Source organism: Fulvivirga sp. M361 (assembly GCF_007097395.1).
GTDB lineage: Bacteria > Bacteroidota > Bacteroidia > Cytophagales > Cyclobacteriaceae > Fulvivirga.
In genome coordinates, this window is the sequence record NZ_VKDC01000004.1 from 159,510 (window position 1) to 178,105 (window position 18,596).

The window sequence follows — 18,596 nt, forward strand, 5'->3', positions numbered from 1 at the left end:
TCATAGCAATATAGATAAATAGGGCACCCTATAATTCAGAACTTTTATAAGGCAGTAACAAGGCGAAGTCATACCAGCCAAAGAAATAAACATTATGGCAAAAAGAGATTATTACGAAGTTTTAGGGGTAGATAAATCTGCCAGTGAGAGTGAAATCAAAAAGGCTTATCGTAAAGTAGCCATTAAATTCCACCCGGATAAAAATCCTGGTGACAATGAAGCTGAAGAAAAATTCAAAGAAGCCGCTGAAGCTTATGAGGTCCTGAGTAACCACGAGAAACGTCAACGTTACGACCGGTTTGGGCACCAGGGAATGAGTGGTGGTGGTTTCGGCGGTGGCGGCGGAATGAATATGGATGACATATTCTCCCAATTTGGAGATATTTTTGGCGGCGGAAGCCCTTTTGAGAGCTTTTTTGGCGGTGGTGGTGGCAGACAGAGGCAGCGCCGTGGCTCAAACCTGCGAATCAAATTAAAACTTACGCTGGAAGAAATAGCAGAAGGAGTTGAAAAGAAAATAAAGGTAAATCGTCTGGTAAAAGCGGATGGTGTCACTTTCAAAACCTGCTCTACTTGCCAGGGCGCAGGGCAAGTACGTAAGGCTGTAAATACAATGCTTGGTCAGATGGTATCCACCAGCACTTGCCCTACCTGTAGCGGGTCCGGACAAATCATTGATCACAGACCTCCGGGAGTAGATAGTTCAGGGCTAGTACCTAAGGAAGAAGTAATCCCTATAAAGATTCCTGCTGGTGTAAGCGATGGCATGCAGCTTTCCATGTCAATGAAAGGGAATGAAGCTCCGGGAGGAGGGCCTGCCGGTGACCTGCTTATCCTGATCGAAGAAAAAGAAAGCGAGGAATTAATTCGTGAAGGGAACAATGTCGTTTACGACCTTTATATCAGTTTTATAGACGCCGCGCTAGGTACAAATGTGGAAGTCCCTTCCATTTCGGGAAAAGTACGGATCAAAATAGAGCCTGGCACACAAAGTGGTAAAATACTTCGTCTTAGAGGGAAAGGGATAAAAGATATTAATGGTTATGATAAGGGAGACCAGTTGATCCATGTCAATGTATGGACACCAAAAAACCTGACGCATGACGAAAAAGGAATATTAGAAGGCCTGCGTACTTCTTCCAATTTCCAACCTAAACCTGGTAAGAGTGAGAAAGGATTTTTTGAAAAGATGAAAGAATTCTTTTAAAAAAAGAGCGTCACAATTCAAATTAAAGACATGTAAGGTTTTGTCGTTTTTTTGGCTAAAAAAACGCAAATTAAACGTAACACCCTTCTCATTTTCACGTATTTAATGGTCATGCGGAGAAGAATTGTAGTTCTGGGGGCGAGTATTTTTAGCGCAACGTTATCTTTTTCCCAGGTTAAGAAGCAATTTTCAGTAGATAGTAACGAGAAGATTGAACAGATAGATCTGGACTTTAAGGTTAACAGCGGCTCCTGTTTTATTAAAGGGGGAGAAGGTAAAGAATTGTTAAACGTTTACAGTAATCTGCAATACGACGATTACGGGCATTCTTTTCAAAAATCCATTAACAATAAGGTCTGTAAAATTAACCTTGCATTAGAAGATGTCAAATCCGAAGGATTAAGTCAATCCATCTCCTACCGTATGTTTGGAAGGTCTGATGATGAAAAGGAAAATATTTGGAAAGTTTATCTCTCCGAAGACAAAACATACAATCTCAATTTAGATTACGGCGTTGGCACAGCAGACATAGACTTATCGGGTCTGTCAATTGAAAAATTAAAAGTACGTACGGGAAGTGCTGATGTTAACATAGGATATTTTGAAAACCTGAATAACCCAGTGCCTATGGACACCTTTTATGTAAAGGTAGATCTGGGTTCAGTATCTGTGAAAAAGGTAAATCTATCCAAGGCAAAAAATGTTGTAGCTGACATTGGGTTTGGAAATCTCATGTTGGATTTTACGGACAAATCACAAGTTTCCAGTAATATCAAAGGTTCTGTAGGTGCCGGTAATTTAATGATCCTTCTGCCCAAAAACGGCACGCCTATTAAAGTAACCATTAATGATTCCTGGCTCTGTAAAGTGAAACTGACTAAATCTTTCAAGCGCCTTTCCAATAACACTTACGTCAATGCCGATTACAGTGAAAACGCCGATAATTTATTAAACTTCGACCTGGATGTAAGTATGGGTAGTATAGTTTTCAAAGAGCAACAATAAGAACTTCACTCACCACGTTCGATTACCATTCCTCACTTTAACCTTTGTATTTGCTATCAATGATTTAAATTCACCGATGACTTTATTTGGTTTTAATGTAATAAAATCAATCATAAAGCATACTAACCAGTCAGAATTTAAATCGTATCATTTTTGGAAGCACTAAAAGCAACCCACATTACTAAGCAGTATGCTGAACATATTGCTCTGGATGATGTCAGTCTGACCATACCTAAGGGAAGCATATACGGCTTGCTGGGTCCCAATGGAGCTGGCAAAACAACGTTCATCAGGATTATCAATCAAATAATAAACGCTGACAGCGGTGAAATATTGATTAATAATGAACCACTCAGTACGAAGCACATCGCAATTATAGGCTATTTACCGGAGGAGCGTGGGCTCTACAAAAAGATGAAGGTAGGTGAACAATTGGTATACCTGGGGCAGCTTAGGGATTTACCAAGGCGTGAGGCAATTAAACGTAGCAGGGCCTGGTGTGAAAAGCTGAATATATACGATTGGTGGAACAAAAAAATTGAAGACCTTTCCAAAGGCATGGCCCAAAAGATCCAGTTCATATCCACAATACTCAATGAGCCGGAACTCATCATCCTGGATGAGCCTTTTTCAGGTTTTGATCCGGTTAATGCCAATCTAATAAAAGATGAAATACTGGCATTAAGAGAGCGTGGTAGTACTGTCATATTTTCTACGCATAGAATGGAGTCCGTAGAAGAATTATGTGACCATATTGCCTTGATCAATAAAAGCAAAAAAATACTGGAAGGGACTAAAAAGGAGATCAAAGAGTCTTATAGAAATAATACCTATATAGTAGAACATAACGGTACGCTTAATGGAAGCCTCTCTAATGATTATTCTATTCTGCAACAAAGCTGCCTGGAAGGTGATTACCATCAGTCTATCGTAAAAATGACGAACGGTGATGGGCCAAATAACTTATTGCAGCATTTGATATCCTCTGTAGAAGTACATTCTTTCATCGAAAAGATCCCAAGTATTAATGATATTTTTATAACCAACGTAGAAGGAAGAGGTCATGAATAAATTATTCTTAGTCATACAAAGAGAATTCACCAGCCGGGTAAAGAAAAAGTCTTTTCTTCTGACTACAATATTAGTCCCTCTCGTGTTTCCGGCTATCTTCGGTGGTATCTTCTACTTTATGCAAAAAGAGGATGAAAGTGCCAAACAACAAGTCATACAGGTATTGGATGAAAGTAACACACTGGAACTTACATCATCCGATAAATTTAAATATATAGCCACGCAAAGCTCTCTGGAAGAGGCCAAAACAGTGCTAACTGAAAGTGATAGCTATGGTCTGCTATATATTCCGGAATTCAATGTAGAGAACCCGACTGGATTCACCTTTTATGCAAAGAGTAATCCTAACTTCTCAGTGATGAATGAGCTCGAGAAAAAGATAGAAAGATCAGTTCGGGATGAAAAGCTAAGATATTACAATATTGATAAATCCGTATTGGACAAACTACACACCTCAATAGACCTGAAAGCGCTGAACATAAGTCAAGGCCAGGAGAAAGAAAGTAATGCCAATCTGGCTTTTGGTATTGGCTATGTGACAGGTTTCCTGATCTACATTTTTATGTTCGCCTACGGAGGCCAGGTTATGCAAGGTGTAATAGAAGAAAAGAGCAGTAAAATAGTGGAAGTTATTATATCTTCTGTAAAGCCTTTTCAGCTAATGTTAGGCAAAATTCTCGGGCTGGCTTCCGTTGGGCTGTTCCAGATGGTTATCTGGATAGTACTCATGACAACCATAATCACTGTTGTTACCAGCATATTAGAGCTGGAAATGCCACAAACAGCGCAGCTGTCAGAAGCTACACAAGCCATGGAAGCATCTGCTGAAGGAGAAAAATTCATGCGTTTATTAGCGGGTATACCCTTTACCAAAATCATACTTACCTTCATTTTTTACTTTATTGGGGGCTACTTATTATATGGCTCCTTATTTGCTGCAGCCGGATCGGCAGTAGATTCACCATCAGAAGCTCAGCAGTTTATGTTACCTATCATGATCCCACTTATCGCAGGGATCGTGGGAATGAGTAGTATCATTAAAAACCCTGATGGTATGGTTAGTTTCTGGCTTTCCATTATACCCTTTACCTCACCTATTGCCATGATGGGGCGAATAGGATTTGGTGTGCCTGTATGGGAGTTAGTTTTATCCATGGTACTGCTTATTCTGGGATTTATATTCACTGTTTGGCTGGCAGGGAGGATCTATCGCGTGGGTATTTTAATGCACGGCGCTAAGGTCAACTACAGAGTACTGGCTAAATGGTTCATGATGAAAACCTGAAAACACGTACAAGAGCAAAAAACAGGATATGATCATATCCTGTTTTTTGCTTAATTTACAGCTGATTCGTGAAAGCTTTATGCCAAAGAAGCCGCCGTTAGATCCACCTATAACTATAAACATCATTTACCCGTATCATGGCTGAAGTAAACAAGTCAGGAGGGATTGATCTGTATTATGACAAATCCAAACTCAAATGGATTATTTTGTCAATTTCGGTATTAATAAGTGTAGGTTCCATATTCTATACCAACGTACTTGTAAATCAGCTAAAGGAGCGGGAAAGAAGACAAATCGAGCTTTACGCAAAAGCCATACAATACACTCTGGATGCCAAGCTGGACAAAGACCTTAACTTTGTTTCAGATGAAATACTAGTACCAAATAACTCGATTCCGACCATATTATTATCTGAAAGCGGCCAGATCTTAGAGTACCGAAACATAGCCATTGATTCTACACTCAGCGACAAGGGGAAACAACAAACGCTCTACAAAGAGTTAGAAAAAATGCGTGACGAATATGAACCCATTGAAGTGGTGGACAGGGACGAAATCACCAACGAAATATATGTTATCAATTATGTATACTACAGAAATTCTTTTTTGTTAACACAACTCAAGTACTACCCTATTGTACAACTTTCCGTCATTGCTATCATTGCCTTTATTTCATATATGGCCTTTGATTATTCAAAGGCGGCAGAACAAAATCGTGTGTGGGTTGGGTTGGCTAAAGAAACTGCACATCAATTAGGCACTCCTATTTCTTCTTTAATGGCCTGGGTAGAATACTTTAAGGACCAGTCTAACATAAAGGATAAAAACCTGATTGATGAACTGAATAAAGACATCAAAAAACTGCAAGTGATCACCGAACGATTTTCTAACATAGGTTCTACCCCGGCACTAAAAGAAGAAATGGTAGAAAACCTGATCAACAGTATCGTTGGATATCTTAAACCACGTATTTCTCAAAAGGTCTCCATTACAGTAGACGCGTTGACAGAGGGGATTATTGCCAGGGTAAATGCCCCATTGTTTGAATGGGTCATAGAAAATCTATGCAAAAATGCCGTGGACGCTATGGCCGGCTCGGGTTCTATCCACATCTATATACTCAAGGGTAGTGAAGGTCGTGTATTCATTGATATAAATGATACAGGAAAAGGTATACAAAAGTCACGGATAAAGCAGGTGTTTAACCCCGGTTTTACTACCAAAAAAAGGGGTTGGGGATTAGGCTTAACGCTGGCTAAACGTATCATTGAAATATACCATGAAGGTAAGATTTATATAAAATCATCAGAAGAAAATAAGGGTACGACTTTCAGGATTGTACTTCAGTCATAACATTAGCAGATAAGATATCCAAAAAAGAAATCATGACTTGGCTTTATACCGGATAAAACGTAGTTTTGCGCCTTAAAATATATAGGCATACTGAATTATTTCTATAAAACAATAACACATGGCAAACATTGGTAAAGTTACCCAGGTAATTGGGCCCGTAGTAGACGTAAGCTTTGATGCAGAAGGCGCTAAATTACCTAGCATTCTCGATGCACTGGAAGTAACCAAAGAAAACGGTCAAAAAGTAGTGCTAGAATGCCAGCAGCACCTTGGAGAAGACCGTGTCAGAACCATAGCAATGGAAAGTACTGAGGGTTTGGTGAGAGGTATGGATGTATTAGATACAAGCACTCCCATAGCTATGCCTACTGGTGAAGATATTAAAGGCAGGCTTTTCAATGTAGTTGGTGAAGCCATCGACGGCATCAAGCAGCCGGAAGGAAAAAGCACATTGCCTATACACAGAGCAGCCCCTAAGTTCGAAGAGCTTTCTACTTCTACCGAAGTACTTTTTACAGGCATCAAGGTAATTGACCTGCTTGAACCTTACGCCAAAGGTGGAAAGATCGGTCTCTTTGGTGGTGCTGGTGTTGGAAAGACTGTTCTTATTCAAGAACTTATTAACAATATTGCCAAGGCATATTCAGGACTTTCCGTATTTGCCGGAGTGGGGGAAAGAACGCGTGAAGGAAATGACCTTTTAAGAGAAATGATCGAGTCCGGTATCGTTACGTACGGAGATGAATTCTTGCATTCAATGGAAGAAGGCGGCTGGGACCTTTCAAAAGTAGATGAAGAAAAGCTCAAAGAATCTAAAGCTACCTTTGTTTTTGGTCAGATGAATGAGCCTCCGGGGGCAAGGGCCCGTGTAGCACTTTCCGGTCTTACCGTGGCAGAATATTTCCGTGACGGGGATGGAGAAGGCGCCGGAAGGGACATCCTCTTTTTTATTGATAATATATTCAGGTTTACACAAGCAGGATCTGAGGTATCTGCGTTATTAGGTCGTATGCCATCCGCTGTAGGATACCAACCTACACTTGCCACGGAAATGGGTGCTATGCAGGAAAGGATTACTTCTACCAAGAAAGGGTCCATCACATCAGTACAGGCTGTTTATGTACCTGCTGATGACTTGACTGACCCTGCTCCTGCCACCACTTTTGCCCACCTGGATGCAACCACCGTACTTTCCAGGAAAATATCTGAATTAGGTATCTACCCCGCAGTGGATCCTTTAGATTCTACTTCACGTATTCTTAACGCAGAAGTATTAGGTGATGAACACTATGATTGTGCTCAGCGTGTAAAAGAGATCCTGCAGCGCTACAAAGAACTTCAGGATATTATTGCTATTCTGGGAATGGACGAACTGTCTGATGAAGACAAGGAAGTTGTACACAGAGCCAGGAGAGTACAACGATTTTTGTCACAACCTTTCCATGTAGCTGAGCAATTTACAGGAATACCCGGAGTACTCGTAGACATCAAAGATACCATCAAAGGGTTTAATGACATCATCGATGGTAAATATGATCATTTGCCTGAGATGGCATTTAACCTCGTAGGGTCTGTAGAAGATGCCGTAGAAAAAGGCGAAAAAATACTTGCTGAGGCTAAATAAAAAGAACCATGTTTTTAGAAATCGTAACACCTGGCAAGAAAGTATTTGAAGGCGAAGTAAATATTGTTACTTTCCCCGGAACCGACGGTTCTTTCCAGGTACTGAATGATCATGCCCCTCTTATAAGTACCCTCAGAGAAGGCACCCTTACTTATAAAGGGAAAGAAGGTGAAAGCGACGTAATGATCACAGGAGGTGTAGTAGAAGTGCTGCATAACAAGGTGATAGTACTCGCTGACGGATTACAGAAAAACTAAGATTAGCACTCATATTAAGCCAAAAAGCCCCTTTCAGGGGCTTTTTTTATTGCCAAACATCCTGGAAAACATTCTTTTTTCGAAGGCCCAGAAAAAACGGAACTGGCCAAATAAAAAGCCATATATAAGAAGCACAACATTGTAGACCGGAAGAATAAAAAGATAATAAAGGAGTGTAAACAGCCATGTCCGTTCTCCTTCAGGAACAAAAAGCGATAATACAGGAGCTTTAATCAACACTATGGTAAATCCGGTACACGCAAAAACGATCAATACAACTATCACCTGGCCCGTGCTCAGTTGCCATTTTGTTTTTAACTTGTCAATCCATCTCATGTATTACGTATTTGCCTGTCTATCAATTAATAAGGGTATATGCTGATTTTACTTTACAGACTAATGATATACCCTAAGTAAAATCACTTAGGCAAAATACCGAATTTAAACTATTTCACTCGCTATGTACAATATTTACATTTGTCAAACAATATAAAAGATGTAATTACGTAGCCTCCCACCCTCAAAACATCTTTTAAAAGGTTTACTTAACCTACTTTTTGATTTGTTATGGCTTTAAAGATTGGACGGTGGCTGATGGCAGGAATGTTTTATTTCATCTTCAGCTTCCAAATGCTGGCTCAGAACCGGCAAGAAAACACGGAAGAGGAGGAAGCAGAATATGAACAATATATTCAAGAGTTTTTCTTTACGGAAGCAGTTTATCCGCAAGAGAAAAACGAGTTGCAATTCACCGTTAGTAACTACTACCGCGAATACCATGATCTTCAATTATTAGTAGAGTATGGGTTTACGGACAGGTTCCAAATTGAACTGGAGCTATCTGATCTGGCACTTCGTGGAGTGACTGAAAGTATTGCGGGTGAAATAGGACTGCTATACAATGCAATAAATAGAAAAGGATTTTCATTATCGATAGCCACCGAAGTTGGAATAGAAGAAGAGTTCGATGAATCGTTGATGAAAGAATATGAATTAGAATGGGGACCAAAGGTTGTCTTCTCTAATCCATTAGGTCCTTTACAACTTCATACAGACATCGGTGTGGAAATGTCTGAAGATACTGAATGGCATTACAACGCCGGATTAATCGCCCCTTTAAATGATTGGAAAGGCATTCTGGAACTGAATGGAACTACCAATGAAAGTACAGACTGGCAGGTAACCCCAGGGATTATATGGAATGGTTTAGGTAAATCAGAATTTGCCTTTGGCGTACCTGTATCTCTTTCCGAGAAAAATAATAGAACAGGGTTTGTAGTACGAATGACCATAGAATTTGGTGGTGACGAGGATTAAATAGCAGGGTGATGAGAATAGGAATTAAAATAATGCTTGGTTTTGGGTTAATTACGATAAGTGGAGCCATATCAGGATACCTCCTGGTGAATCGTTCTCAAAAATCTTTGAACAGCATCAACTTTTTTGCTCAGGAAAGTATTCCGGAGCTATTGAAAAATCATGAAATCGCTACTTTGACAGAAGAAATGATTTTAAACATGGAATTAGGAAAAGAAGAAATGGCTGATTCCTTGTATCATAGAGTTCTCACCGTTCTAGATGAGTTAGAAGAATGGGAAGAAGGAGATGATGAATTCGAGACTCTTGTACAAAACGAGGATGAAGAATTAGCACTAATCGAGGAGAGCAAGAAAAACATCATTCAACTATATGAAACCGTCTCTTTAGCCTATAGTGACGGTAAGGTGGTGGATGAACAAAAGGCCCGGGAATTGCTGCTGCAGCAAAAGGTATTTTCTGATCTTTCACTGGAACGAATGAAAAGTGAAATTCTGGAGTTCGATAAGAACAGGTTAGGAGCTGAAAGTATTCTTCAAAAATCACGGGTAGAAGCCACCACTATCATACTTATCACAGGGTTTCTGGCTATTGTGATCGGGGTTTACCTTTCCAAATCTGTGACTTACCCATTGATTAAGCTGGAAAAATCTATGGAGAGTATCATTTCCTCAGGCCAGATCCATGAAGTGCAAATATATGGGGATGGTGAAATGAAAACACTCAGTGAAGCCTTTAACCTGATGATACTAAAAATAAAAGAGGCTTTTAGAGTTCAGGGCGAACTGAATAGGGAGTTATCAATAAGTAATACGCAGTTAGTAGAAACCACTGAGGAAATAGAAACTCAGAAAGAGAAAATTGAAGAACAAAACCAGATGCTGGTCAATGCAAAGTACGAGTTAGAAGAAATCAATCAAACGCTTGAAAGTAAAGTCAGTGAGAGAACACAAGAGTTGAGTGACACTATTAAAGAACTGAATAAAACAGTATCAGAACTGGATAGGTTCGTGTATAGTGCCTCTCATGACCTTAGCGCCCCGTTAAAATCTGTGTTAGGATTGATCAACATTTCAAAATTTGAGTCAGACCCGGCCAGCCTGGCATCTTATATGGAACGTATAGAAGCCAGCGTTTTTAAGCTGGAAGACGTTATTAAAAACCTGATTGATTTCAGCAGAAATTCCAGAACAGAAACCCGGGTAGAGTCAATTGAAATGGAACAGTTAATACAGGAATGCCTGGGCGATCTATCGTATGAAAAAGAGTTCAGTGATATTGAAATTATAAATAACATTGAACACTTTCCTATAGCCCAATCTGACCGTCAGCGTCTTAGAGTAATACTGAGAAATCTCTTAAGTAATGCGATAAAATATCAGGATACAATGAAAGACAAAAAACGCATTACAGTAGTGTCCAAAAAAGAAGAAAACTCATGGTTACTTCGTGTGGAAGATAATGGTATAGGTATTAAACAGGAATATATGGATAGCGTTTTTAAAATGTTCTATCGTGCCACTGAACAGTCCGATGGCTCAGGTCTGGGGCTTTATATCGTACAGGAATCTGTTAAAAAACTTGACGGTAAGATTAAAGTAAGTTCCAGTTATGGTCAGGGAACCAGTTTTCAGGTGAGTTTTCCAAATGCAACTCAGACAGTGGCAGTTTAACCCGAATGTATTAAGATCCGTTATAAAAGTTCAAAATGCAATAAGATCAAGTATTTCGGGTTATTTTGACAAGGAAACTTGGGCTAAGTCCACCCTCATGGTGAGTAGCAAAACATCCTAAAATGCTTGATATTGAAGCAGTTTGGGCTTGGAATAGAATATCAGCATATGATCTGGATTTAAGTAAAGCCTCAGCTAAAGCCAGAAAAGTAAAACACTTTCAAACTGGTTTCTCACCTCACTGTCAATAGTGGCTGAATAGATTCCAGATATCATCTTGTGGAAGTGGCGCCTCAACCGTCAGGGGCTCTTTTTTCACAGGATGTTCAAAACTAACCGCACGAGAGTGTAAATATATTTGCCTTGAGTTTTCTGCCTTATAGCCCCCGTATTTCAGATCTCCAAGGATAGGACAACCTATTTTAGCCAGTTGTACACGGATCTGGTGCGCCCGACCGGTAACAGGCTCAACTTCTAAAAGGTAATACTCAGCTATTCTTCCTATCAATTTATAAGAGAGTATCGCTTTTTGAGTTTCTTTCCCCTCCTTATTGAAGGCAGCCGTTCTATTGGCAATATGATCTTTTTTCAACCAATGAACTAACTCTTCCTGGGTTTGAGGCGGACGATGTTTTACCAACGCCCAATAGGTTTTGGTCACTTTCCTATCTCTGAAAAGCGCATTCATACGTTCCAACCCTTTGGAAGTACGTGCAAAAATTACCGCACCGCTTACCGGCCTGTCCAGGCGGTGGACTATCCCTAAGAAAACATCGCCAGGCTTCTTATATTTTATTTTTATATAGTCTTTAACATTATCTGCAAGCGTCTCATCTTGCGTACTGTCACCCTGTACCAGCCAACCGCCTGATTTATTCACTATTATCAAGTGATTATCTTCATACAAAACAGGAATTCCCTTCTTCATAAACTCGCTAATTCAGGTTAAATAAGTAAATGTAGTTTTACCCCAGGTTAAAATTCAGACGTAAGATGAAAGCTGACCTCCGGAAAATTATCCTGAACCATAGTAAGCCATGATCTGGATTCTGCCATAAACACCACTTTACCATCTTTGTCTCTGGCAATATGTCTCATTTTTGAATCAATAAATTCTTTCAGTTTCTTTTTATCTGAACTGTCCACCCAGCAGGCCTTAAAAAGGTTGATCGGCATAAAATCACAGGACGCACCATATTCATTTTTCAATCGGTGCTGAATGACCTCAAACTGAAGCGCCCCCACTGTACCTACTACTTTCCTTGAACCCAGCTCATAGGTAAACAGCTGCGCAACCCCCTCTTCCATCAGTTGATGTAGTCCCTTTTCCAGTTGCTTGGTTTTCATTGCATCTTTATTGATCACTTCCTTGAAGATTTCCGGTGAAAAGCTGGGGATACCCTTAAACATTCCTGGCTCACCTTCAGACAAGGTATCACCTATTTTCAGATTACCTGTATCATAAAGCCCTACGATATCACCAGGCCATGCCTCGTCAACCAGCTCTTTTTCCTGGGCCATAAAAGCCGTAGCATTTGAAAAACGGATCTTTTTATCTGCTCTAACATGATAATAATTAGTGCCTCTTTGAAATTTACCTGCACATATTCGTACGAACGCAATCCTGTTCCTGTGGTTAGGGTCCATATTAGCATGGATCTTAAAAATAAACCCTGAAAATTTTTTTTCATCAGGATGGATAACACGCTCCTCGGTCTCTCTGGGCAGAGGTCCCGGGGCCAGCTCTATGAAACAATCCAATAGCTCTTTCACTCCAAAATTATTCACAGCACTTCCAAAAAATACCGGTGCTACTTTACCTTCCAGATATTCATTTACATCAAACTCCGGATATACACCTTCTATGAGCTCTACATCTTCCCGAAGCTGCGCAGCATCAGCCTCCCCTACTTGCTCATCAATTTGCGGATCATTAATATCATCTATTTCTATTCCATCCTGCTCAATTTTCGATCGGCTGGCCTGAAAAAGGTGCAGACTCTTATTAAACAAACTATATACACCTTTGAAGGTCTTACCCATACTGATCGGCCAGGATAAAGGCCTTACATTAATGTTCAGCTTTTCTTCTATTTCATCCAACAGATCATATGGGTCTCTTCCTTCACGGTCCAGCTTATTAATAAAGCACATTACAGGGGTATTTCGCATTCGACATACTTCCATAAGTTTCTCCGTTTGCATCTCCACACCCTTCACACAATCTATCACCATAATAACACTATCCACAGCGGTAAGTGTACGATAAGTATCTTCAGCAAAGTCCTGGTGACCAGGAGTATCCAGGATATTGATCTTTTTGTCCTTATAATCAAAAGCCATCACAGAAGTAGCCACTGAAATCCCACGCTGCTTTTCAATCTCCATCCAGTCGGACCTGGCATGCATTTTTATTTTATTGGACTTCACAGCTCCCGCTGACTGGATAGCTCCACCAAAAAGCAATAATTTCTCTGTTAGTGTCGTTTTTCCCGCATCTGGGTGACTTATGATCCCGAAGGTCCTTCTCTTTTCAATTTCCTCTGTAAGTGTCATATGCTTAAAATGAAGGTGCAAAGTTAGAATTTGTGAGATGTATCACCTAATGGAAATACTTTGATCATTTCGGAAACGATAGTTTAATATAAGTTGAGCAACTTATCAAGTTTTTAATACTTTGCATCAAATTTTAAATATATAGTTGGTTATGAAAATTTATAAAATCACCTCATTCACATTATTCCTTTTAATTAGTTTCTGTATTACTTCCTACAGCCAGGAGAACTACTTTGGTTTAAAGGGGGGTGCTAACTTTGTGACACAAAAATTCTCAGGGAGCGGCATAAGCGGTTCTTCCACGCCAGACCGGGCCATCAAGCCCCACTTCGGTATTCTTTATAATGCGATGGTATCTGATAAAGTGGCCATCCAACCGGAATTACAATATTCAGGTCATGGTTTCAAACCTGTCGATAATAGTCCTATCGATAAAATAGACTTCAATTACATAGCCTTACCTGTTATGGTAAAATACTATTTTAATCGTACCGTAAATATCCACGGAGGGCCGGAATTGTCCTACCTGGTGGACGGAACCTCCGTAAACGGGGTAAGCATAACGGAAGAAACCACCTCAATCAATCTGGCACTTGCTATCGGTTTGGAAGTCTTTATCGAACAAAATATAACACTAGTGGGGCGCTATATAGGGGGCGTTGTAGATATTGACGACACGACAGACCTTATAGACCAAAAAACAAATAACCTTCAAGTTTCATTGGTATTTGTTTTTTAAAACAAGTCAATCCACCTGATATTTATTGTCTTTTCATTTCCTGCCATTCTGTCACTCAAAACCAATTGGCACAACCATTGATAAATGCACGGTATACAAGTGAAACATATATTGAATACTAATACTATTAAGTAATAACGATCATGGGAAAAATAATTGGCATTGATTTAGGGACTACCAACTCGTGCGTCGCAGTGATGGAGGGTAATGAGCCGGTAGTAATTCCTAACAGTGAGGGAAGAAGAACTACCCCCTCTATTGTAGGTTTTTTAGACGAGGGTAAAGGAGAAAGAAAAGTAGGAGATCCTGCTAAAAGACAAGCGATCACTAACCCACAGAATACCATAAGCTCTGTAAAAAGGTTTATGGGTAAAAAATATACCGATGTAGGTGAAGAACTTAAAACGGTTTCTTACCAACTCGAAAAAGGAAATAACGATACAGTAAGGGTAAAAATAGGGGACAGAAACTACACACCGCAAGAAATTTCAGCGATGATCCTTCAAAAAATGAAGTCGACTGCTGAAGACTTTCTAGGCACTGAAGTAAAAGAAGCTGTAGTAACCGTACCCGCTTATTTCAACGATGCTGAGCGCCAGGCCACCAAAGAAGCCGGACAGATAGCCGGTCTGGAAGTAAAAAGGATCATCAACGAGCCTACTGCAGCAGCATTGGCTTATGGCCTGGATAAGAAAAATGCCGACATGAGAATCGCTGTGTATGACCTTGGTGGTGGTACTTTTGACATCTCTGTTTTAGAACTTGGTGATGGTGTATTTGAAGTAAAGTCAACTAACGGTGACGTACATCTTGGTGGGGATGACTTCGATCAGGTGATTATCAACTGGCTGGCAGAAGAGTTCCTGGCCGATGAGAACATTGACCTGAGGAAAGACCCTATGGCGCTTCAACGATTAAAAGAAGCTGCTGAAAAAGCTAAAATAGAATTATCAAGTTCTACGGAAACTGAGATCAACCTGCCTTACATCATGCCGGTAGATGGTGTGCCTAAGCACCTGGTAAGGAAACTCACACGTTCTAAATTCGAACAGCTTTCTGACACATTGGTAAAAAGGTCTATGGAACCTTGTAGGATTGCATTGAATGACGCTGGTATGAACGCTTCTGAAATTGACGAAGTCATATTGGTAGGTGGATCTACCAGGATCCCTAAAATACAGGAAGAGGTAGAAAAATTCTTTGGCAAAAAACCTTCAAAAGGAGTTAATCCTGACGAGGTTGTGGCCATTGGAGCAGCTATCCAGGGGGGTGTGTTAACCGGGGAAGTAAAAGATGTATTACTTCTGGACGTTACACCTCTTTCATTAGGCATAGAGACAATGGGCGGTGTTTTCACCAAACTTATTGAGTCCAATACTACTATTCCTACCAAAAAGTCTGAAGTGTTCTCTACGGCAGCTGACAACCAGCCATCTGTTGAAATACACGTACTTCAGGGAGAGCGGTCAATGGCAAAAGATAACCGTACCATAGGTAGATTCCACCTGGATGGTATACCACCGGCACCTAGAGGAGTTCCACAGGTAGAGGTATCATTTGATGTTGATGCTAACGGTATCATGAATGTCTCTGCTAAAGATAAAGGCACAGGTAAAGAGCAGAAGATCCGAATTGAAGCTTCCTCCGGACTGACCGATGAGGAAATCGAAAAAATGAGACAGGAAGCTCAGGCAAATGCTGAGGCCGATAAAGAGGTAAAAGAAAAAGCCGATAAGATAAATGCTGCTGACTCATTGATCTTCCAAACGGAAAAGCAGATGAAAGAATATGGTGATAAGCTTTCGGATGATAATAAGACTAAGATAAACAGCGCATTAGAAGAGCTTAAAAAAGCACATCTATCACAAGACATAGCTGCTATCGACGGTGCCATGGAAGTACTGAACAAAGCCTGGGAAGGTGCAGCGCAAGAGATGTACGCCGCTACAGGTGGGGCAGACGGCGGCGCTCAGCCAGGTGCAGATGCTTCTGAGGCAGATAACGGAACAGCTGACAGTGACGGCGATGTATCCGATGTAGAATTCGAGGAAGTGGACGATACTAAGAAGTAATCACCACGGATTTTATATAGATAAATAGAAAAGGGGCTTTGGGCCCCTTTTTGTTTTACAGATATTTTTGCTCTTAGTATGCTATATACTAAACATAACAAGCACCTTTATCCTAACTTCATTAAATTACTCTCCGACAGAAGAGACAGTACACGCATAACCCAGGTTAAAGTATCAATTTGTACCCTGACCCATGCACTGTAATAATTGTTTTAGGCGAGTTAGGATTGGTTTCAACCTTTTGCCTCAGCCGAACGATAAAATTATCCACTGTTCTGGTGGTAGGCTGCTCTTCATAACCCCAAATATCTTCCAGTAAATCATACCTGCTTACTACCTGATTGCGATGGTTGAACAAGTAATTTAATATCTCAAATTCTTTATGTGATAGCTTTACCTCTAATTCACCTTCATGAGCGACATATGATTCAAAATCCAGTGCCAACCGACCTATTGTCAGTTGATGCCCCCTTACTTCATTACCAGCCTGGCTTCTTCGTAATATCGCTTTTATCCTTGCCAGGAGTTCACGTACGCCAAAAGGTTTAGTAATGTAATCATCCGCTCCAAGTTCAAGGCCCAGTACTTTATCGATTTCTTCTCCTTTAGCTGTAAGCAAAATGATAGGGGTGCCGATCTGTTTGGACCGTACTGATTTACAGACGTCAAAACCGGACATATTCGGAAGCATTACATCCAGAAGCACAAGATCATATACATTGGTAAGGATCATTTCCAGGCCGTTGTTGCCATCATCGGCCGTTTCCACAGTATAACCTTCAAACTCCAGGTTATCTTTTAGCCCCATTTGCATAGCGGGCTCGTCTTCTACAATCAATATCTTGGGCATGATACTATTCTTTTTGATTTGCTAAAGGGAAATATATCGTGAAAGTTGATCCTTTCTTTAACTCACTGACTACTTCAATTCTTCCCTGATGATTTTCCACAATCTCTTTGACCAGAGACAATCCAAGACCAGTGCCCCGGCTTTTAGCCAGATCACCGCTCGATACGCGATAGAATTTTTCAAAAATATGTTTTTGGTCTTGCCTGGAGATACCGGCACCCTTATCTATAATACGCACAATACCAAAAGCATCTTTTCTGGCCGTATTGATCTCAATATTTTTCACAGAATCACTATACTTTATAGCATTATCAATAAGGTTTACAATAACCTCCACTGCCGCCTGATCGTCCACCAGAACATCTGATTTCAAATTAGGAGTAAACTGCCACTGAAACCCCTTGTTTTTCAAATGGAACTCGTATGTATTAAGTACATCCTGCACTATGGTATTTAAATTTGCCGGTTGAATAGTCAATGCTTTATCATTTGCCTCTACACGACTGAAAGTCAATATACGATTAACAATACCTGTAAGGCGGTTCGTCTCTTTATGGATAATACTGTAATATTCCTGCTTCTTTTCTTCAGATTTAACCCTGCCTAATTTCAGTGTTTCTGCAAACATGCTAATCAAGGCAAGTGGAGTGCGGATCTCATGGGAAACATTTGAAACGAAATCTGACTTGTTTTGTGCCAGTTGTACCTCTTTTTTTACACTTGAAAATACCATCCATACTCCTAAAATGAGTATAATATCCAGAACTACGATCAATGAGATGTTCGTATAGGTACGATCTTTTATAATCTGCTGGATCGATACTCCCAAAGTGGCTATACCCAGGTAATAATCTGGTAACACCCACAAATCTTTCGTTAATGCCGCAGAATTTGAGGTCTGATCACCTTCAAAAGTACTGTATGTTGGAGAAGGAGAGCCTTTCCGATATACCCTGAGGACAAACTGATCTTTGGCAATGGATTGTAATTTAGGTCCAAGTAATTCTTCTATAAACATATCAGGCTGCAAAACCATACCACAAATGCGCTTGTGGTTTACAGGACTATCCAAAATAAAGATCAAAACAACATGGTTATTGCAATCTGGCAGATCATAGTTCAGTGGCTCTATCTTTTGGAAGCCGCTTTCCTGGTAGCGAAGCAGCTGCCTCATTCTTTTTCCTGCGGTAGATAAAGCTTTCCTCAAACATACTCTCGTCTGTTTTATATCAAATTCAGGATCATCCAGGTGATAAAGTTTTACAGACGCTTCGTTGTTCAGTGTGTCTCCGGTAAATACGACAGGCAGCGCAGGATGTAACGAAAGTAAAGATTCAATCTTAGAAGGCAGGCCACCGGCAACACCATGTTCTTCGAATCCTACCTGCACTTTGGCTATCCAGTTATTCAATACATCATCCGAATATTGGTTAGCTGAAAAAAGAATAGCGTCTAGCTGGTTTCGATAGGTCTCTTCTATCATCTTTTCCTCCTCACTTAAAGCTGATATCTCATAAGCCGAAAAGAAAATGGCCGGCAACAGAAAGACCAGCAATAAGATCAACGCTATTTTCCGTAAAGAACTCAT

At 40.3% G+C, this 18,596-nt stretch carries 16 protein-coding genes; 11 read left to right on the forward strand and 5 right to left on the reverse strand.

Annotated features, from left to right (window positions below; all coding sequences use genetic code 11):
* Nucleotides 1-94 precede the first annotated feature (94 nt).
* The 7 genes from dnaJ to atpC all read left to right on the forward strand — a co-directional run bounded on the left by dnaJ (nucleotide 95) and on the right by atpC (nucleotide 7,801).
* The gene (dnaJ, locus tag FNH22_RS04315; protein ID WP_143397108.1) at nucleotides 95-1,207 is read left to right on the forward strand and encodes a molecular chaperone DnaJ; all 1,113 of its coding nucleotides are present in this window, start codon (nucleotides 95-97) and stop codon (nucleotides 1,205-1,207) included.
* Between the two features lie 111 nt (nucleotides 1,208-1,318).
* Nucleotides 1,319-2,212, forward strand: coding sequence for a hypothetical protein (locus FNH22_RS04320; RefSeq protein WP_143397109.1), 894 nt, complete (start codon nucleotides 1,319-1,321; stop codon nucleotides 2,210-2,212).
* A 153-nt stretch (nucleotides 2,213-2,365) separates the two neighbouring features.
* On the forward strand, nucleotides 2,366-3,283 hold the full coding sequence (locus tag FNH22_RS04325) for an ABC transporter ATP-binding protein (RefSeq protein ID WP_143397110.1): 918 nt from the start codon (nucleotides 2,366-2,368) through the stop codon (nucleotides 3,281-3,283).
* Nucleotides 3,276-4,568 (forward strand): ABC transporter permease, encoded by a 1,293-nt coding sequence (locus FNH22_RS04330; RefSeq protein WP_143397111.1) that lies wholly within the window; start codon nucleotides 3,276-3,278, stop codon nucleotides 4,566-4,568. Before FNH22_RS04325 ends, FNH22_RS04330 begins: the two co-directional genes overlap by 8 nt.
* A 137-nt stretch (nucleotides 4,569-4,705) precedes the next feature.
* Nucleotides 4,706-5,920 (forward strand): HAMP domain-containing sensor histidine kinase, encoded by a 1,215-nt coding sequence (locus FNH22_RS04335; RefSeq protein WP_143397112.1) that lies wholly within the window; start codon nucleotides 4,706-4,708, stop codon nucleotides 5,918-5,920.
* A 118-nt stretch (nucleotides 5,921-6,038) separates the two neighbouring features.
* Nucleotides 6,039-7,544 (forward strand): F0F1 ATP synthase subunit beta, encoded by a 1,506-nt coding sequence (atpD, locus tag FNH22_RS04340; protein ID WP_143397113.1) that lies wholly within the window; start codon nucleotides 6,039-6,041, stop codon nucleotides 7,542-7,544.
* A gap of 8 nt (nucleotides 7,545-7,552) precedes the next feature.
* A complete protein-coding gene (gene atpC / locus FNH22_RS04345) occupies nucleotides 7,553-7,801 on the forward strand; it encodes an ATP synthase F1 subunit epsilon (protein ID WP_143397114.1) in 249 nt (82 codons plus the stop codon).
* A 33-nt stretch (nucleotides 7,802-7,834) separates the two neighbouring features.
* On the opposite strand, the gene FNH22_RS04350 is transcribed toward atpC, so the two are convergent.
* A complete protein-coding gene (locus tag FNH22_RS04350; RefSeq protein ID WP_143397115.1) occupies nucleotides 7,835-8,137 on the reverse strand; it encodes a DUF6787 family protein in 303 nt (100 codons plus the stop codon).
* Nucleotides 8,138-8,368: 231 nt separating this feature from the next.
* Between FNH22_RS04350 and FNH22_RS04355 the strand changes: the two genes are divergently transcribed.
* Together FNH22_RS04355 and FNH22_RS04360 are read left to right on the forward strand one after the other, a co-directional pair.
* Nucleotides 8,369-9,118 (forward strand): hypothetical protein, encoded by a 750-nt coding sequence (locus FNH22_RS04355; protein WP_143397116.1) that lies wholly within the window; start codon nucleotides 8,369-8,371, stop codon nucleotides 9,116-9,118.
* 11 nt (nucleotides 9,119-9,129) lie between these two features.
* The gene (locus FNH22_RS04360; RefSeq protein WP_143397117.1) at nucleotides 9,130-10,791 is read left to right on the forward strand and encodes an ATP-binding protein; all 1,662 of its coding nucleotides are present in this window, start codon (nucleotides 9,130-9,132) and stop codon (nucleotides 10,789-10,791) included.
* A 244-nt stretch (nucleotides 10,792-11,035) separates the two neighbouring features.
* Here FNH22_RS04360 and FNH22_RS04365 read toward each other — a convergent pair whose 3' ends face one another.
* Together FNH22_RS04365 and FNH22_RS04370 are read right to left on the reverse strand one after the other, a co-directional pair.
* The gene (locus tag FNH22_RS04365; protein ID WP_143397118.1) at nucleotides 11,036-11,719 is read right to left on the reverse strand and encodes an RluA family pseudouridine synthase; all 684 of its coding nucleotides are present in this window, start codon (nucleotides 11,717-11,719) and stop codon (nucleotides 11,036-11,038) included.
* Between the two features lie 47 nt (nucleotides 11,720-11,766).
* Nucleotides 11,767-13,347, reverse strand: a complete 1,581-nt coding sequence (locus FNH22_RS04370) for a peptide chain release factor 3 (RefSeq protein WP_143397119.1) — start codon at nucleotides 13,345-13,347, stop codon at nucleotides 11,767-11,769.
* Nucleotides 13,348-13,498: 151 nt separating this feature from the next.
* On the opposite strand from FNH22_RS04370, the gene FNH22_RS04375 reads away from it, so the two are divergent.
* Nucleotides 13,499-14,086, forward strand: coding sequence for a porin family protein (locus tag FNH22_RS04375; RefSeq protein WP_143397120.1), 588 nt, complete (start codon nucleotides 13,499-13,501; stop codon nucleotides 14,084-14,086).
* 143 nt (nucleotides 14,087-14,229) lie between these two features.
* Nucleotides 14,230-16,158 (forward strand): molecular chaperone DnaK, encoded by a 1,929-nt coding sequence (gene dnaK, locus FNH22_RS04380; RefSeq protein ID WP_143397121.1) that lies wholly within the window; start codon nucleotides 14,230-14,232, stop codon nucleotides 16,156-16,158.
* A gap of 166 nt (nucleotides 16,159-16,324) precedes the next feature.
* Here dnaK and FNH22_RS04385 read toward each other — a convergent pair whose 3' ends face one another.
* Both FNH22_RS04385 and FNH22_RS04390 read right to left on the reverse strand, forming a co-directional pair.
* The gene (locus FNH22_RS04385) at nucleotides 16,325-17,008 is read right to left on the reverse strand and encodes a response regulator transcription factor (protein WP_143397122.1); all 684 of its coding nucleotides are present in this window, start codon (nucleotides 17,006-17,008) and stop codon (nucleotides 16,325-16,327) included.
* A gap of 4 nt (nucleotides 17,009-17,012) precedes the next feature.
* A complete protein-coding gene (locus tag FNH22_RS04390) occupies nucleotides 17,013-18,596 on the reverse strand; it encodes a cell wall metabolism sensor histidine kinase WalK (RefSeq protein WP_143397123.1) in 1,584 nt (527 codons plus the stop codon).

Excerpts from the sequence above, each read along its gene's own strand:
- dnaJ (WP_143397108.1), top strand. The coding sequence starts at position 95 with ATGGCAAAAAGAGATTATTACGAAGTTTTAGGGGTAGATAAATCTGCC.
- FNH22_RS04320 (WP_143397109.1), top strand. The coding sequence starts at position 1,319 with ATGCGGAGAAGAATTGTAGTTCTGGGGGCGAGTATTTTTAGCGCAACG.
- FNH22_RS04330 (WP_143397111.1), top strand. The coding sequence starts at position 3,276 with ATGAATAAATTATTCTTAGTCATACAAAGAGAATTCACCAGCCGGGTA.
- FNH22_RS04335 (WP_143397112.1), top strand. The coding sequence starts at position 4,706 with ATGGCTGAAGTAAACAAGTCAGGAGGGATTGATCTGTATTATGACAAA.
- atpD (WP_143397113.1), top strand. The coding sequence starts at position 6,039 with ATGGCAAACATTGGTAAAGTTACCCAGGTAATTGGGCCCGTAGTAGAC.
- atpC (WP_143397114.1), top strand. The coding sequence starts at position 7,553 with ATGTTTTTAGAAATCGTAACACCTGGCAAGAAAGTATTTGAAGGCGAA.
- FNH22_RS04350 (WP_143397115.1), bottom strand. The coding sequence starts at position 8,137 with ATGAGATGGATTGACAAGTTAAAAACAAAATGGCAACTGAGCACGGGC.
- FNH22_RS04355 (WP_143397116.1), top strand. The coding sequence starts at position 8,369 with ATGGCTTTAAAGATTGGACGGTGGCTGATGGCAGGAATGTTTTATTTC.
- FNH22_RS04360 (WP_143397117.1), top strand. The coding sequence starts at position 9,130 with ATGAGAATAGGAATTAAAATAATGCTTGGTTTTGGGTTAATTACGATA.
- FNH22_RS04365 (WP_143397118.1), bottom strand. The coding sequence starts at position 11,719 with ATGAAGAAGGGAATTCCTGTTTTGTATGAAGATAATCACTTGATAATA.
- FNH22_RS04370 (WP_143397119.1), bottom strand. The coding sequence starts at position 13,347 with ATGACACTTACAGAGGAAATTGAAAAGAGAAGGACCTTCGGGATCATA.
- FNH22_RS04375 (WP_143397120.1), top strand. The coding sequence starts at position 13,499 with ATGAAAATTTATAAAATCACCTCATTCACATTATTCCTTTTAATTAGT.
- dnaK (WP_143397121.1), top strand. The coding sequence starts at position 14,230 with ATGGGAAAAATAATTGGCATTGATTTAGGGACTACCAACTCGTGCGTC.
- FNH22_RS04385 (WP_143397122.1), bottom strand. The coding sequence starts at position 17,008 with ATGCCCAAGATATTGATTGTAGAAGACGAGCCCGCTATGCAAATGGGG.
- FNH22_RS04390 (WP_143397123.1), bottom strand. The coding sequence starts at position 18,596 with ATGAGTTCTTTACGGAAAATAGCGTTGATCTTATTGCTGGTCTTTCTG.